Source organism: Microlunatus aurantiacus (assembly GCF_039536605.1).
In the GTDB taxonomy this organism is placed as follows: domain Bacteria; phylum Actinomycetota; class Actinomycetes; order Propionibacteriales; family Propionibacteriaceae; genus Microlunatus; species Microlunatus aurantiacus.
Map to the genome: position 1 here is coordinate 381299 of NZ_BAAAYX010000002.1, position 15508 is coordinate 396806.

Annotated in this window: 12 protein-coding genes and 1 pseudogene; 6 read left to right on the forward strand and 7 right to left on the reverse strand. The window is 68.7% G+C overall.

From position 1 onward, the window contains the following. Window positions 1–132: 132 nt before the first annotated feature. The 3 genes and pseudogenes from ABD714_RS01925 to ABD714_RS01930 all read right to left on the reverse strand — a co-directional run bounded on the left by ABD714_RS01925 (window position 133) and on the right by ABD714_RS01930 (window position 1448). The gene (locus ABD714_RS01925; protein WP_344810571.1) at window positions 133–579 is read right to left on the reverse strand and encodes a hypothetical protein; all 447 of its coding nucleotides are present in this window, start codon (window positions 577–579) and stop codon (window positions 133–135) included. Window positions 580–681: 102 nt separating this feature from the next. Further along, window positions 682–801: pseudogene (locus ABD714_RS23005) on the reverse strand (hypothetical protein); the annotation flags it as partial. A 188-nt stretch (window positions 802–989) separates the two neighbouring features. Next, window positions 990–1448, reverse strand: a complete 459-nt coding sequence (locus ABD714_RS01930; protein WP_344810572.1) for a VOC family protein — start codon at window positions 1446–1448, stop codon at window positions 990–992. Between the two features lie 61 nt (window positions 1449–1509). Between ABD714_RS01930 and ABD714_RS01935 the strand changes: the two genes are divergently transcribed. Both ABD714_RS01935 and ABD714_RS23010 read left to right on the forward strand, forming a co-directional pair. Further along, window positions 1510–2070 carry a helix-turn-helix transcriptional regulator gene (locus ABD714_RS01935; RefSeq protein ID WP_344810573.1) on the forward strand — a complete coding sequence of 187 codons (561 nt, stop codon included), beginning with the start codon at window positions 1510–1512 and terminating at the stop codon, window positions 2068–2070. Beyond that, complete coding sequence (locus tag ABD714_RS23010; protein WP_425562341.1) at window positions 1956–2564, forward strand: helix-turn-helix transcriptional regulator; 609 nt, start codon at window positions 1956–1958, stop codon at window positions 2562–2564. The genes ABD714_RS01935 and ABD714_RS23010 overlap by 115 nt, the downstream gene beginning before the upstream one ends. 286 nt (window positions 2565–2850) lie before the next feature. Here ABD714_RS23010 and ABD714_RS01940 read toward each other — a convergent pair whose 3' ends face one another. After that, a complete protein-coding gene (locus ABD714_RS01940; RefSeq protein WP_344810574.1) occupies window positions 2851–3243 on the reverse strand; it encodes a hypothetical protein in 393 nt (130 codons plus the stop codon). Window positions 3244–3378: 135 nt separating this feature from the next. Here ABD714_RS01940 and ABD714_RS01945 point away from each other — a divergent pair, with 135 nt between their 5' ends. The 3 genes from ABD714_RS01945 (at window position 3379) to ABD714_RS01955 (ending at window position 7517) form a co-directional block, all read left to right on the forward strand. Next, entirely contained in the window at window positions 3379–4023 is a 645-nt protein-coding gene (locus tag ABD714_RS01945; RefSeq protein ID WP_344810575.1) for a response regulator, read from the forward strand. Beyond that, window positions 4020–5768 carry a sensor histidine kinase gene (locus tag ABD714_RS01950; RefSeq protein WP_344810576.1) on the forward strand — a complete coding sequence of 583 codons (1749 nt, stop codon included), beginning with the start codon at window positions 4020–4022 and terminating at the stop codon, window positions 5766–5768. The genes ABD714_RS01945 and ABD714_RS01950 overlap by 4 nt, the downstream gene beginning before the upstream one ends. Before the next feature lie 645 nt (window positions 5769–6413). Beyond that, window positions 6414–7517, forward strand: coding sequence for a serine hydrolase domain-containing protein (locus tag ABD714_RS01955; RefSeq protein WP_344810577.1), 1104 nt, complete (start codon window positions 6414–6416; stop codon window positions 7515–7517). 492 nt (window positions 7518–8009) lie between these two features. Here ABD714_RS01955 and ABD714_RS01960 read toward each other — a convergent pair whose 3' ends face one another. Beyond that, a complete protein-coding gene (locus ABD714_RS01960; RefSeq protein ID WP_344810578.1) occupies window positions 8010–9110 on the reverse strand; it encodes a Gfo/Idh/MocA family protein in 1101 nt (366 codons plus the stop codon). 478 nt (window positions 9111–9588) lie between these two features. Here ABD714_RS01960 and ABD714_RS01965 point away from each other — a divergent pair, with 478 nt between their 5' ends. Next, window positions 9589–10752 carry an MFS transporter gene (locus ABD714_RS01965; protein ID WP_344810579.1) on the forward strand — a complete coding sequence of 388 codons (1164 nt, stop codon included), beginning with the start codon at window positions 9589–9591 and terminating at the stop codon, window positions 10750–10752. A gap of 183 nt (window positions 10753–10935) precedes the next feature. Here ABD714_RS01965 and ABD714_RS01970 read toward each other — a convergent pair whose 3' ends face one another. Together ABD714_RS01970 and ABD714_RS01975 are read right to left on the reverse strand one after the other, a co-directional pair. Next, the gene (locus tag ABD714_RS01970; RefSeq protein WP_344810580.1) at window positions 10936–13365 is read right to left on the reverse strand and encodes a putative bifunctional diguanylate cyclase/phosphodiesterase; all 2430 of its coding nucleotides are present in this window, start codon (window positions 13363–13365) and stop codon (window positions 10936–10938) included. Beyond that, a complete protein-coding gene (locus ABD714_RS01975; RefSeq protein ID WP_344810581.1) occupies window positions 13362–15428 on the reverse strand; it encodes a glycosyltransferase family 2 protein in 2067 nt (688 codons plus the stop codon). Before ABD714_RS01975 ends, ABD714_RS01970 begins: the two co-directional genes overlap by 4 nt. Window positions 15429–15508: the final 80 nt, after the last annotated feature.

The window sequence follows — 15508 nt, forward strand, 5'->3', positions numbered from 1 at the left end:
TGCCTCCGGCATCAGCCAGTGCTCGCCGACCCAGGTCGGCGGCGGCCCTGACGAGTGTCTGCAGCTGCCCGGACGTGGGCTCGGGCGGGAGCCCTCCCACGAGTCGGTCGATGTCGCCCATGCCGCCTGTGGTCAGGAGGTTCTTGTCGCTGGTGACCCAGGAGCCGGCTGTAGCAGCGCAGGCATGGGCATACTCGGCGGCTCCGACGGCGACCAGGCCGAGGCAGGCTGCCGTTCGACCGTGTGCGGCATGCGCGGTAGACGCGTAGCCGAGGGTGAGTTCTGCACGTCGTGCCCAGTCTCGACCGGCCACCTCCCGCAGCGCCGGTGGGTAGTCAGGCCGGGGTAGGTCCCCGTACACGACGCGGTGATGGCGAGTTCGGCGAGCAGGATGTAGGTCGGGATGCCGGTGAGGTGGAACATCAGCGGTTCCTGGCGCCATCGCCCGGCCTGCGCTTCGGAGATCTCGTGGTCGACGACGTCAAGATCGCGCCAGAGGAGGTCGACCTTCGCCTCGTCGATCTCCAGCCAAGCGCCGCCGTTGAAGACTCCGCCGCCCCATTCGCCCAGCTCGGTCACAGTTCCTGGATGACCGAGGGCGCGGACGTCTGCGGGTCGGAAGCAGTCGCCTCTGTAGTAGACGCCGAAGTCCCAGTCGCTGCCGGCGTGGTGGGTGCCTGCCGCCCGCGATCCCCCGAGGGCAACGGCCTCGACCCCAGGCATCTGTGCCAGTTGTTCAACCAGGCGAGCGACGAGCTGTGGCTCGTCCTCACCGCGGGTCGGCAGCTGCCCAGACGTCATGTCCCCGACAGTGCCAGACTCCGGCCTTGACCCCCAAGGGGTTGAGGCAGGCGAGCCCACCCCTCGAGCGGGACGCACGCTAGCTGACCGTCCGGCGAGACGCCGCAAGGTAACCCGCGCGAAGGGCCCAGGGTCGACCTCGCGAGGTACACCTGACAGGAAGGACCGTAGGGCTATTGCAGCTCCCTCTACCTCGTGCTCTCATCGTTCTCAGGGTGGTGGCAGACAGCTTCGAGATTGATTCCGTACGGGTCGTTGACGAAGCCGCCGTAGTAGTCGTCGTGGTACTGCGGGTGGACCGCGGGAGCCTCGCGCGGGGTGGCGCCGGCAGCGAGGGCGGCGGCGTAGAAGGTGTCGACCTGAGCACGGGTGTCGACGGTGAACGCGAGGTGCATGTTCGTCCCGACGGTTCCTTGGTCGATGAGCCAGAAGTAGGGCTTGACGTTCGCGAGGCCGAAGCCGGTTATGGCGGGGAAGTCTGTGTCCGCGACGGCGGGGATCTCGAGCATCTTGGTGATGCCGACGGAGGCCAGTACGGGCTCGTAGAAGGCGACGGCGGCCGCCAAGTGGGGGACGGCCACGTTGAGGTGGTCGATGCGGGAGCCTGAGCGGTCGAGGTCGGGGCGGTTGGCACTTGGTGTGGTCATGACCCCACCGTCGCAGCGGTAGCGGCCGCGGGGTGTCCGCTATGTGCCCCAGACTCAGTTCATGGCCTCCACGTCTTCGCGGCTGCTCGCCCTGCTCTCTCTCCTGGGGGCTCGAAGCAGGTGGGCTGCTCCCCAGCTGGCGGAGCGACTCGAGGTCAGTGTCCGCACGCTCCGCCGAGATGTGCAGAGCCTGCGCGAGCTCGGCTATCCGGTCGACACCGTCAAGGGTCCCGGGGGCGGCTACCGCCTTGGTGCGGGCGGCAAGCTCCCTCCACTGCTTCTCGACGACGACCAGGCGATCGCGGTGGCGGTCGCTCTGCAGACGGCACCAGCCAGCCTCGCTGGGATCGACGATGCCGTCGCCCGTGCACTGACGAGCATCAAGCAGCTGATGCCTGCGCACCTCCGCGCCGAGGCCGACAACATGCACCTGACCGCCCTGCGGAACTGGTGGAGTTCGCCGCACCACCGATTGCGGCAGAGAGGCTTCGTGCCGTTGGCGCGGCCATCCGCACGACTCAGCTCCTCCGTTTCGACTACGTCAGACCCGACGGCCGCCTGCCTGAGCCGCACGACGCCGACTTCACCGCGCCCTTGCAGGTCGAACCACACGAGCTCGTGACCTGGGCCGGCCGTTGGTACCTGGTGGCCTACGTCGCAGCCCCGGGGAGCTGGCAGATCTTCCGGGTCGATCGGATCCACCCCCGCCCACCTACCGGCGCATGCTTTCCCCGTCGCCAGCTACCCGAGCCCGACGTCGCTCGGTACGTGATGACCAGCTGGGACCGCGGGGACACCCCGGCACGCTGGCAGTGCTGTGGCACTGCACTGGTCGACCTTCCACCAGATCCGGTCGCCCGTTGGGCCCCTGGCGGGTCCGTGGTCGAGCACGTCAGCCCTCACCAGACCCGGCTCACTGTGGGTGCCTGGTCGTGGGCCGGGATCGCTGGCCTCCTGGCCACGTTCGACGCCGACATCACTGTCCTCGGGCCGAGCGAACTGGTCGACGCCTGTCGAACCCTCGCCCGGCGCTACAGCCGCGCCACCAGCGCCGATGCGACGACCCGATATCGACCCAGCGGTGTGTCCACAGGCCCGTGGCACGGTTCGGCCTGAAGCCCTGCAGATGATGAGGGGAGCTACCGCCGTCGGCGGCTCGGGGTCCCGATGTTCAGCTCATCTGTCCCGATCCGGGACGCTACGCCGATCACGTCGAACCTGCTCGGTCTACAGATGACCGCGGCGGCCGAAGACTGCCGACGTCGAGTTCGGCTACGTCGATGACGCGGCGCACTTCCTCACCGACGACGCACCAGCCGTGGTGGCTGAGCTCTCGCTGGACTGGTTCGAGCGGGCCGGATGATGCGCAGGGCCGCGGCTGAGTCGACTTGGCTCTCGACGGCTAGCTGCTGTTGCGCGAGGGAAGCAGGACCAAGGTCGCGGCACCGAACTGCAGCAGGGCGCCGACGGAGTTGGCGATGCGCCCTGCCGTGCCGATGTCGGGGACGAACAGGACGCCGAGACTCGCCACTCCCAGGATCACCAGGGCAACACCGCCGATGCGGCGTGGGGCGCTCGCTCTGGTGATCCACGACGCGACCAGGGCCACCACACCGATGGCGCCGACCACGACGAAGGCGATCCAGACGGTGCCGTTGTAGCCGTCGCCTTCGCGGGCGCCGGGCGACATCCCCACGAGCACGTTGCCCACAGAGATGAGCACGCCCAACCCGTGCCCTAGGCGGTTGGCGACGGAGAATCGGGCCTTGCTGCTGGACTGTGTGGTGCTCGACATGATGGCGCCCTTTCCTGGTTGAGGTGACACCACCACGATGCGGGCCGGGTCCGTCCCGTGGCGATCAGGAACTCTCCCGATTGTCGGGCACCAACTCCTACCGCAGTGGGCAGTCGCAGGGGCGAAGATGAAGGCATGACCATCCGGGTCCTGATCGCTGACGACCATGCCGTCGTGCGGGATGGTCTTGCGTTGATGCTGGGCCAGCTGGACGGCATCGACGTGGTGGGCGAGGCGGCCACCGGCGATGGAGCGGTCAAGCAGGCGGTGATCCTGAAGCCTGACGTGATCTTGATGGACGTTCAGATGCCCGGCCTCGACGGAGTGGAAGCAACGCGCCGGATCACCAGCCTCGTCCCGAGTGTCGCGGTGCTCATGCTGACGATGTACAGCGACGAGGCCACTGCGGTCGGTGCCATGCGCGCCGGCGCTCGGGGGTACCTCCTCAAGGGAGCAGGTCACGCCGACGTCGCCGCAGCTCTGCACGCAGTCGTCGGGGGTCAGGCCATCTTCGGGCAAGGAGTAGCCGATGTGCTCTTGGCGCAGATCGGCACCGCCCGCCCGGCCCGCAACTACCCGTTTCCCAAGCTGTCCGAGCGCGAACGCGAGGTTCTGGATCTGCTGGTCGCTGGCAACCGGACGAATGAGATCGCGGCCCGGTTGTTCGTCTCGCCGAAGACGGTGAGCAACCAGCTCACCTCGATCTACGGCAAGCTCGGCGTGGCGGGTCGTGCCGAAGCCATCCTCCTGGCCCACCAGCAGGGGCTTCCATTCCGATGACGGTGGACACGATCGAAGTCGGCTGGGCGGTCGCGGGCTTGCTGTTCGTGCTGTCGGGTCTCGGGCTCGTCCTCCAGGCGAGGAGATTCCCAGCGGGTGGGCTCTTCATTGCGTCTGGGTGTCTTCTCGTCGTGGTCGGATTCCTCCCCCCGGAGGGGGCGGCCTATGCCGGCGTCGCGGCGATGACCGTCCTGACCGCCGCAGTGGCGACCTACCCGCGGTTCACCTGCGACCTCGCCACCGCGCTGACGCTGGCGGGTGCCCTCATCGGGACCCCGCTGATCGCGGAGCGGCTGGGACGCATCGATGGGCTGGACGTCGGCGATCTCGTCTGGATCGGGTTGTTCCTCGCCACCATCGGGTTGAGCCACCTGTGGTGGCGACTAGAAACTGCTTCGACCGAGACGCGAGGCGCTCTGCTGTGGGTACTGAGCACCGGAAGCATCACCCTGTTCGGCATCGGGGTCGTCGCCCTGGGTGGGACGCCCACCGGAATCGCTTCCGCCGCCTATGCCGCCCTGGGCCTGATCGGCGTCGCGGCGTTGCTCGGCACCCGAAGACATGGGTTGCTGGACGGCCGCTGGTTGGCATCGCGCGTTGCCGCCTGGGTCTTCTCCATCGCTTGTGTGTTCGCCATCGCGACGTTGATCTACACGGTCGTCGAGTGGCGACTTGGAAAATCGCCCGGGATCGTTTCGGTGGCGCTGATCACAGCGCTGTGTGGGATGCTCTGGACTCCCTTGCTCGGAGTTCTCCAGAGAGTGGCCGATGGAGCCCTGTTCGGATTCCGGCCCGACGCCCTCACCGCTGCGCAGCGGGTAGCGGTCAGCATCGGTGACGACCCGACCGTTGCCGTGCGGGCGATCCAGGAGGGCCTGGTGCTCCCGTACGCCGCGCTTGCGCTCGTCGGCGAAGACGACATCGAGGTCGGCACTCCCACCGACCGCCGCCGCGTGTTTCCGATCGACTCCGACGGTGAGCACATCGGTCAGCTGGTCGTCGGGATCCGGTCCGGCGACCTCGGCCTGTCCCGTGACGACGATCGCGTTCTCACCCTGGCTCTGCCGATGCTGGTGCAGACGATCAGGGCACAGTCTCAGGCGGCGAGTCTTCAACGAGCACGAGCCGCGAGTGCCTCGGCGCGCGAGGAGGAACGGCGTCGGCTGCGGCGCGACCTCCATGACGGGCTCGGGCCCCGGCTGACAGGGATCGCCTTCACCGCAGATGCCGCCAGGCTGGCTGCGGCGAACAGCGCGACAACGCCGATGCTGGACCGTATCCGGGAAGAGGCGGAGATGGCGATCGACGAGATCCGCGCGCTGGCCTACGGCCTACGACCGCCGGCCCTCGACGAGCTCGGCCTGCTGGGCGCCGTCCAGGTCAAGATCGACGCGCTGCACGGCCTGCCGATCGACATCGAGGCGAGCGATCTTCCGCCGCTGTCCGCTGCCGTCGAAGTCGCGGCCTACCGGATCGTGCTAGAGGCACTCACCAACGTCGTGAGACACAGCGGTGCTACGCGAGCCGGCCTCGTCCTTCGCGTGCACGACGACGGCCTTGAGATAGCAGTCTCCGATGACGGGGCCGGCGGGGGTGAGTGGGTCCCGGGCGTCGGCCTGAGCTCGATGAGTGAGCGGGCCAGTGAACTGGGTGGCAACGTCAGCCACCACACCACGCCCACGGGCAGCACCGTGACGGCGACACTCCCGCTAGGGCCACCGGCCGGAGACCCCCGCTCCGGTTGACAGTCGCTGATGCCGCGATGCCGGAGTTGATGACGCGGATCCGGGAAACCGCGGATCCTGGCGCCTCCGGAACAACCATCAACGCCGGGAACGCCGGCCACCCAGGCCAGATCGCCGCTGGCCTGGCAGACCTGCAATCCGCCTCGTGATGCTCGTGGCCGCTGCGTCAGCGGCATCGCACCCGCCGATGGTGGGATCGTCGGGCGGCACGCGCCCGCCGACGCGCTTGGCGCCGCCCACCAGCGGCAACTCGTCGGTCGCCCATGCGGACCTCTGTTTCACCAAACGACAGACGGCGCCCGGCAACACAGGGTTCGGCGCCTCGCGTCACATCCTCGGTCGCAGGGACCTTGCCGGCCACGTTGCCACGCGAGTGGGGTGTTGAGTCCGGTGGAGCGACCGCCGTACCGGCACTTCAGCGTCGCCGTGTCGGATCCTGACGCCGCCAAGGCCCGAGTCGGCGTAGCCGCGCCGATCGGCGAAGGCCGCCCACCCATGTCTAGGAGCCGAGTGTGCCTCCTCGAGCGCATGACTCCGCCGGGTGACGCGGTGGCTGTTCCGGTGGTAGGACGAGGAGACGGCAAATCGGCAGCGACCCTGCTGCCCGACTCGTTGGGTAGGAGCCGATGCATCGTGGGCCATTGCGTGCGAGCGTCGCTCAGCACTGCGGTGCTGTGCTGTCTGATCGTCTGCGTCGCCTGTGTCCAGGGACAGAGCGAGGTTGCGCCAGCTCCGACTCCGGCCGGCGACTCAGCCAGCCGGGCCGACCGGGCCCAGGAAGTGCTGGAGCTGCTCGCGAACGTCGACGAACCTGGTTGCTCCGCCGCGGTGGCACAGCGGGGCGAGGTGGTCTGGCGTGGCGTTCAGGGCCTTGCCGATCTTGCGTCGAAGTCGCCGATCACGGCCAGCACCGTGTTCGACATCGGCTCTGTGTCCAAGCAGTTCACCGCCGCCGCTGTCCTGCTCCTTCGCGATGCTGGGAAGCTGCAGCTGGAAGATCCGTTGGCTGATCACCTGACCGAGTTCCCGGGGTGGTCACAGCAGACGACTCTGGCTCATCTGATGCATCACACCAGCGGGATCCCCGACTATCAGCGGTTACTCGAGGACCAAGGGTTCGAGCTTTCGGAGCGGACGACGCAGCGGCAGGCGGTGGAAGCGCTGGCCAGGGTCCGAGTTCTCGACTTCTCGACGGGTTCGAACTGGGCCTACTCCAACTCCAACTACGTCCTGCTGGCTGAGGTGGTCCGCAAGGTTTCGGGTCGGCCTCTGGGGCAGTACTTGACGACGGAGATCTTCGAGCCGCTGAACTTGGACATGGTCGTCGAACCCAACGCCCGCGTGCCCGGGAAGGCTGTGTCCTATCGGGATGGCGCTGGGCAGTACGAGGTCGTCGACCACCAGTGGGAGCAGGTAGGGGACGGAGCGATCCAGACGACACCGGCAGAGCTGGCGCGCTGGGGGGACAACTACCGCACGGGCGAGGTCGGCGGAGCGGACTGGCAGGCGGCGGTCGTCGCCGACGCCGTCGATGTTCCGCCTGGCCCTACCGGTGAGAAGAACCGCTACGGGGCCGGCATCGTCAAAGGCGAGAAGGGCTGGCTCGGCCACCCTGGCGGATGGGAGGGGTTCGTCACCAGCTTCTGGGTCAGCCCGGACCGTGCCACCTCCGTGGTCGTGGCCTGCAACAAGTACTTCGACCTCACTGATCTCGAGAAGTCCCTCATCGAGATCTGGTCTCCAATCTAAGAAGGGTTCCCGATCATCCGGTCATCATCTGTGCTCCCGGGGTCTCAGGCCTGGCCCGAGCGGACCATGGGTCGCGGCGCCGCCCTTTCGTAGATCGACCGTCAACCGGGCCGTGGTTCACCGGCTCCGGCAGCGTGGCTTCGACTGAACTCAGTCTGGCGCCTAGCCAGGGCCGTAAGGCAGTCCGCCTGGGTTCGTCCGATTGACATCATCGACTGTCCCGCCGCCCCACTTGGGGCGCGGGTGTCTCGCTCCGCATCGCAGCGGCGACAGGCCTGGTAGGGGACGTGTGTTTCCGGGTTCTCCCGAAGCTCCCACTCGTGAAGTGCAAGCCGGCACCTCCACGGTTCTGTCACGCGACCAGTGTGCTCGCGGTTCATCCGATCGAAGGCGGATCGGGAGCAGCAAGTGAGGAATCACGTGCTCAGCGTCGGGAATTCTCGCTGTCGGACGCTGCGCGATCAGCACCGCACACGCGGGACGCGATTGCGGCTAGAGGTCTTGCGCTGTGCCGCTCAGCCCGGATCGCACGGCCGCTTCGATGATGCGCTGTACCTGGTGCCCGTCAGCGAAGTTCGGGCTAATGTCCAGATCGCCGACGATCGCGTCAATGAACAAGCGAGGACCGATGGACTGTCGTCGGAACACGTCGAACGCGTTACCGCGGGGGGTGCCGCCGAAGTAGTCGTCTGGAATGGCGAGGGTTTCGGCTTGTTCCGCTCGTCGACGGAGACCGACGATCTCGGAGACGGCTACATCCGTCCAGGGATCGCAGCGGGCCTCGAGGCTGCCGTCGTGTCCGCTGATGATGACGGTTTGTCCTGTGTGGGCGAGGCCCGGTCCGACGATGTTCGGCATGCCGACGTGGAGCACAGCGTGGGCACCACTGGCGAAGTCCAGCAGCAGGCAGGCGGAATCGTTCGCGTTGTCCATCACCCCGCCGTCGATGTCGGCGCGCTGGACAAACGTGCGCAGTGAGGCGCTCACTCGGACGACGTCACCCATGTACCACCGGGCCACATCGATCATGTGTGCGCCCAGTTCGTTGACAGCTCCCCTTGCTCGTCGAGCATCAGACGCCCAGTGGTAGTTGTCGACCTCCTCTGACGGGCCCCACCCGGTGGGCCAGTAGAAGTAGCCGTAGTACGGCTGGCCGACATAGCCGTCGTCGAGCAGCGACTTCACGTACCGGTAGTGCGGCAATCCCCGGTTGGTGAACTGCACCATGTGTTTCACCCCGGCGCACTCGGCGGCGGCCAGCATCTCCGCGGACTGTGCCGCACTGAACGCCATCGGTTTCTCACACAGCACGTGCAAACCGGCTCGCAGTGCTGCCATCACCATCGGGTGGTGAAGGTCCTCCGGGGTGACCACCGAGACCGCGTCCAACTCGGCTTCGTCAAACATCGTCTGGTAGTCCGTGTAGACCTGTTCGACACCATGCTGGTCGGCAAGCGCAGCTGCGCGTTGTCGATCCCTGCCGCAGACGGCTGCCACGACCGCAGCATCGTGGGACTGAAGAACTGGCAGGTGGAAGCCTGCGGCCCAGCCGCTGGTCCCGATCAAGCCGACCCGAACTGCTGCATTCACCATGTACCGCCTAGCCGGTCGATAGAGCGCCAAGCAGGCCTCACCATGCAACCGCAACCTGAACAGCATAGCGATCAGAACTCATTCGGATCCTGCCCAAGACCGACCAATCAGAAGACGGCGGGTCACAGAAGAGCCTTGGTAGCTCGGCCGGCCTCGCGATTGTGGCCACCGCAAGCGGACCTCCGAGCTCTTGGCCCGACTCGAAGGCGAACCGCCTATCCGGCCACGACGCGCGTGGGCTCGAGGACCACGTCGCCCCACGGGCCAGATCTCACTAGCAACCGACGCATCGGTGCCCGCAAGACGTCCATTGAGCGACCCATCTGCGAGATCGATGCGGGGGGTCGCCTTGTCATCTCTATCGTTGTGCCACGTGCCTGAGCCGCGACGGTCTGATCGTTCCCCTGTCGTCAACGGGGCAGTCGGACCCGCTCCGTGGTCACCGTGGCGGACGGTGTTCGGCTTTGGCGTCATCAGCTTGGCTGCCGACCTGGTCTACGAGGGCGCTCGGTCGGTGTACGGACCGCTGCTGGCCACGCTGGGTGCGTCGGCGCTCGTCGTCGGCGCTGTCACCGGGGCGGGGGAGGCTGCGGCGTTGGCGCTGCGGCTGGTGTCGGGGCGGGTTGCGGACCGTACCGGTCGCTACTGGGCTCTCACCATCAGCGGCTATGTGCTCACTGCGGTGTGCGTGCCGTTGCTGGCTGTCACCCCGCTGTTGGGGGCGGCCGGCCTGGCTGTCGCGGCGGGGTTGATCTTGGCCGAACGGGTCGGGAAGGCGATCAGGAGTCCGGCGAAGTCGGCTCTGTTGGCCGATGCCGCTGGTCAGGTCGGGATGGGCCGCGGGATGGGCGTGCACAAGGCCTTGGACCAGATCGGGGCGTTCGCTGGGCCGTTGCTCGTCGCGGCGATCGTGGCAACGGCCGCCACCAGCGCCGGCGGGTTGCAGCTCGCTCTGGCCGTGCTGGCCGTGCCTGGTGCCGTTGCCGTGGTGCTGTTGGTGGTGACCCGGCGCCACATGCCTGTCTCCTCCGAGACGACGGTCTCGAGGCCATCCGGCGCGATCGTTGCACACCAGGACGAGACGCGGCTGCCTCGAGCCGGGCTGCCGGCCGCGTTCTGGTGGCTGGCAGCCGGGGCGGCGCTCTGCACGGCCGGGCTGGTGACCTACGGGTTGATCGGGTTCCACCTCGTCGAGCAGGCCGTGGTTTCTGAGGCCGGCGTGCCGTTGCTGTACGCCGCCGCGATGGCCGCCGGCGCAGTCGCTGCGCTGGTCACCGGCGGAGCATACGACCGGTTCGGCGGTCGGGTGCTGGTGATGCTGCCGCTCCTGGTCGCGGCGGCCGCAGCTCTGGCCTTCGGTGACTCCCTGGCCCTGGTGCTGCCCGGTGTGCTGCTGTGGGGATTCGCGGTCGGGATACAGGACTCCACAGTCAAGGCCCTTGTCGCCGACCTCGTGCCCCGCGGTCGGCGAGCCACCGCCTACGGCTGGTTCGCCGCCGTCCAGGGAGCCGGGGCGTTGATCGGCGGAGTGGGCGCTGGGGTTCTCTACCAGCAGTCCATTACCGCCCTGGTGCTCGGCGTGATGGCGGTGCAGATCGCAGCGCTCGCCGTTCTGCTCGTCGTGCTGAGCTCGCATCGCTGACCCGCTCGCTCCAGCCGGCCTCTGCTACCCGAAGATCGCCGTGGTCTGGCCGGCCACGTCGTCAGCGGTCTTGATGGTGCCGGTCGAGAAGCCCTTGCCGAGGGGGCTGAAGAGTACGAAGCCGATGCCCAGCTCGAGGCCGGTCTCTGCGCGGCCGGAGGTCGGGCAGGGGGATCGGGACGGTCAACGATGAGCGAAGGCCATCAGCCGCTCGTACTCCACGGTCTGGTCGGCGAGCATCTCCGCCATCGCCGTCCCCTGGCCGAGCTCACAGCCGGCCTCGGTGGCCGCCGCCAACATGCTCTCGTCGTCGATGGTGGGCGCGATCACCCGGTAACCGAAGGCGTGGGCGGTCTGGACGGTCAACCGGAGCAGCTGGACCGGGACCGGGGTGCCACCGGGGTCCCGGCCGTCCTGGTCCGCGCCACCCGAGGAGCGTCCGCCGCCGAGGGGGGCGGCCGCTTCGCGGAGCAGGGTGGCGTCCAGGCGTACGTTCACGATCGGCAGCTGCAGCCACTGGTTGGTCGGGCCGGCGCCGGTGCCGAAGCCGTCCATGGTGATCCGTACGCCTCGCTCGCGCAGCCGGATCAGGTTGCCGAGCAGCCGCAGGTCCTCGCTCAGCTCGTCGGCCGACAGGATGAGCACCAGCCGGTCACCGGGGAGGCCGGAGCGGGACAGGGCCTGGTCCACGTCGGTGATCACCCGGTCCTGCACCATGTGCTGCAGGGTGACGGGCACGCCGATGGTCACGGCGCCGACCTGGTCGCCCAGTCCCGCCATGACGGCGGTCGCGCGCCGCAGGCACCACGCGTCGAGATCGGCGACGGCGGGGTTGCGGCCGAGGTCGGCGACCAGCGACGCGCGATCGTGCAGCACGCCCGCCACCTCACAGGCGGTTCGGGCCTCGAAGCCGTTGGGCTCGCCGGTGATGAGCTCGACCACAGGGTCGAAGGTGAGCTCGATCGCGTTGTGCCGGATGGCGACCTGGATGGCGTCCTCCAGCACCCCGCGCTGCTGGAGCCGCTCGCGCAGGGCGCGGTCGAACACCTCCGTCCGGCCCCGACCGAGTCCCTTGGCCCGGTAGACGGCGAGGTCGGCCTCCATCATCAGGCGGTCGGCGTCGGTGTCACCGTCCTGGCTGATGGCCAGTCCCACGCTGGCGCCGATGGTGGCCTCGTGACCGCTGGCCAGCAGCATGGGCTCCGAGACCGCCTGGATGACCCGGTCGGCCACACCGAGGCCGGAGGCCTGCTCGTCCATCGGTTCCAGCAGGACCACGAACTCGTCGCCGCCGAGCCGGGCGACCACGTCCCCGGCCCGTACGGTCTCCAGCATCCGCAGGGCCACGGTCTTCAGCACCTCGTCACCGGCATGGTGGCCGAGGGTGTCGTTCACCTGCTTGAACCCGTCGAGGTCGATGAACAGCAGACCGACCACGGCACCGGTGCGTTGGGCTCGGCTGAGGGCGCCCGAGATCAGTCGGATGGCCTGGGCGCGGTTGGCCAGGCCGGTGAGGGAGTCGTGGGCCGCCTGGTGGGTGAGCTCGTTCTGCGCGGCCTCGCGCTCGGCGTTGGCAGCCTGGATCTGCTCCAGTGACAGGTTCATCCGGGCCACCACCAGGACGAAGGACAGCACCGAGCCCACGATCACCCCCCACACCGACAGCGGCAGACCGAGAGCGGCCTGCACCGCCAGGATGAGCGGGGAGACCAGCACGGCCGCGGTCAGCACCGCGAGCTGCTTGCGACTGAACTGCGTCCGTGGCTGCACGGTGGGCGCCGAGAGGGACACCATGGTGGGGTCGAGGGCGGCGGCTCCCCAGCACAGGTAGGACACCAGCCACAGGAAGTCGATCGGCTGCGAGCTGTCGAAGGTGACCATCTTGAGCGCCGAGGAGGCGGTGTCCGCCGCGATCAGGGCGATCAGACCGAGGGCCAGGAGCCGGTAGGAGCGGGTGCGTCCGCCGGGGGTGGTCAGCAGCTGGATCAGCAGACCGGCCAGCACGATGTCGGCGAGTGGGTAGCTGACAGCGATGACGGCGGCCCAGCGAGAGTCCTGGAAGGTCTCGATCGTCGGTCGGGCCAGCAGCACCCACGACAGCACCCCCAGGGAGGTGGTGAGGATGGCGCTGTCCAGGGCGGCGCCGGGGTCCCGGCCGCGGTGGCGACCGCGCAGCAGCAGCCAGATGCCGACGGCGACCACGGGGTAGCCGATCAGGTAGATCGGGTCCGCGGGGGTGGGGAAGCCGCCCCCGTACGCGTTCCCGACCAGGTCCGCCAGGGACCAGATGAGCATCCCCGCGCCCATTAGGTACCAGGACAGGCGGCGAGCAGGGCGGTGCAGGCGTGCCCCCAGGATGAGGGCAGCACCGGCCGCCAGTCCCATCAGCTGGTAGATGATCGTCTGCACGGGGTCCAGCGGCACGGCGTAATAAAGGACGATGGCGACGGCGCCGGTCGCCAGGTAGAACACCCACAGGCGCGGGTGCCGGGAGGGATAGCGCGCCGCCGCCCGGGGCGCTTCCGGCGCGGTCCCTTCCGGCGCAGGCGCTTCCGGCACGGGTGCCGACGGCGGGAGCTCCTCCGGAAGGGACTCGGGCGGGCCGGCGGTCATGGCCGTCGGTCCTCCGGATCGCCGACGTCGCGACCGTACTGGCGGGCGAGGGTCCGCTGTCCCCGCTGCGTGGTCTCGGCCACAGCCACGGCCGGCACCCCCGCGGGAAGTCCCTCGACCGCGCCGGGCGGGGTGTGGAAGAGCCACATCGAGATGGTCCGGTACGCGGCCCAGTCGCCGTATCGCACCTGGTAGGTGGTGACGGTGGAGGTGCCGTCGTCTCCAGTGATCATCCGCACCGTCTGCAGCGTCACCGGGTCGGCGCCCGGCAGCAGGAACTCGACGTCGCCGTCCGGCGGGGTCGTGCCCCGGGCGAAGCGGACGGCGGCACCCCCGACGGAGATGTCGACCAGCTCACCCTCGACGGCGCCGACCGAGACCGTCGCCTGCACGTTGAACCGGTGGGCGTTGCGGCGGGAGGTCGCGTAGGCGTCGGACTGGATCCGCCGGACACCGAGCACCAGCACCGTGCCGGCCAGCACCAGCCACAGCCCGGAGGCGACGGTCGAGGCGGGGTCGACGTGCCAGGGGACCAGTCCGCTGAGACCGAGCAGGGCGTAGACCGCGACGGCCACCATCAGCCAGATCAGCGCCCAGACCGCGGTCGGGGCGCGCCCGCGGAGACGGTCGTCGGCCCCGGACTTGGGTGTGACCTGGAACTCCAGGGTCCGGCGGGTGATGAGCCACCAGAGGCAGGACAGACCGACGGGGACCCGGAGGATCCGCAGTGCGAAGGCGGTCAGCCAGTGCAGGTGCAGTCGGAACATCCGGCGGGAACCCCAGAGCCGGATGCTGAACATCGCCACGAAGGCGATGGAGAAGGTGAGCGGGTCGGCGGTCGAGACCTGCGCGCCACTGACCAGGATCAGCACCGGGATCAAGAAGGCGAAGACGGTTCCCACCCCTTCGAGCCAGTACACGGTGCCGGACAGGTACTCGTAGTAGTTGCGCCAGGACAACCACCGCTTCGCCGCCCACAGGCGCTCGGTGACGAGGACCTGCATCGAGCCCATGCCCCAGCGGCGCCGTTGCAGCAGGTACTGCTCGGGCGTGTCCGGGGCCAGACCGACCGCCAGCACCTGATGGTGGTACGCCGTCTTCCAGCCGGCCCGGATCAGGGCCAGGGTGGTGTGCATGTCCTCCACGATCGTCGCGGTGGAGATGCCGCCGACCTCGCGGAGCGCGGACAGCCGGATCAGCGAGGTCGAGCCGCACCAGAAGGGTCCGGCCCCGTCGTGGTTGCGGGCGGGCAGCAGCACGTGGAAGAACATGCCCTGCTCGCCGGTGTCGCCGTCGTCGTCGAAGGCGCCGGAGTTGTAGTACGTCTGCGGGGCCTGCACCAGTGCGAGCTCCGGGTCGTCGAACCAGCCCAGGGAGTCCCGCAGGAACCCGGGCAGCGGCACGTGGTCGCAGTCGAGCACGGCGATGATGTCGATCGGCTCGGCGCCGTCCTCGATCTCACGGTGCATCAGCTCCATCGCGTGGTTCATGTTGCCGGCCTTGGCGTGGGTGTGCTCGTCACGACGGACGTAGCGCGCTCCCAGACCCCGGCAGAGCTCCGCGACCCAGGGCCGGTCCCCGTCGTCCAGCACCCAGGTCTGGTGCGCCGGTTCCAGGGCGCAGGCGGCGGCGATGGTGGGGGCGATGACCTCCACCGGCTCGTTGTAGGTGGGAATGAGCACCGCCGCTCGCTGGCCGGGTTTGACGCCGGTGACCGGCGCAGGCGCTCGGGTGTCGATGTTCCACAGGGTGACGGCCCGGATGACCAGACCGAAGACCGGGAAGATCTCGAAGGCGATCAGCAACCAGGCCGCCACCAGGTTCCAGCCGGACGGCGGCAACGTGAACAGGATGCGCCAGGTGCTGTAGACCACGAGAGCCGTGATCGAGGACAGCACCCCGATCCGCGCCCAGGCCTGCGACCAGCGCGTCTCGTTGGTGAGTGGGCTGAGGCCAACGGCCCAGCCGCGCACCGAGCTGCCGGCCGCCAGCCGGGCGCTACGGACGCGCGCCTCGGTGACGCCTGGGGATGGGGCTACGGCTTCGCCGCGCGTTGGTTCCACGATGACTCCTCACGCACCAGCCCCCCGACGCTCGTGACGATCGTCTGCTGACGTGCGAAATATAACGTCTGCCGCCGGTT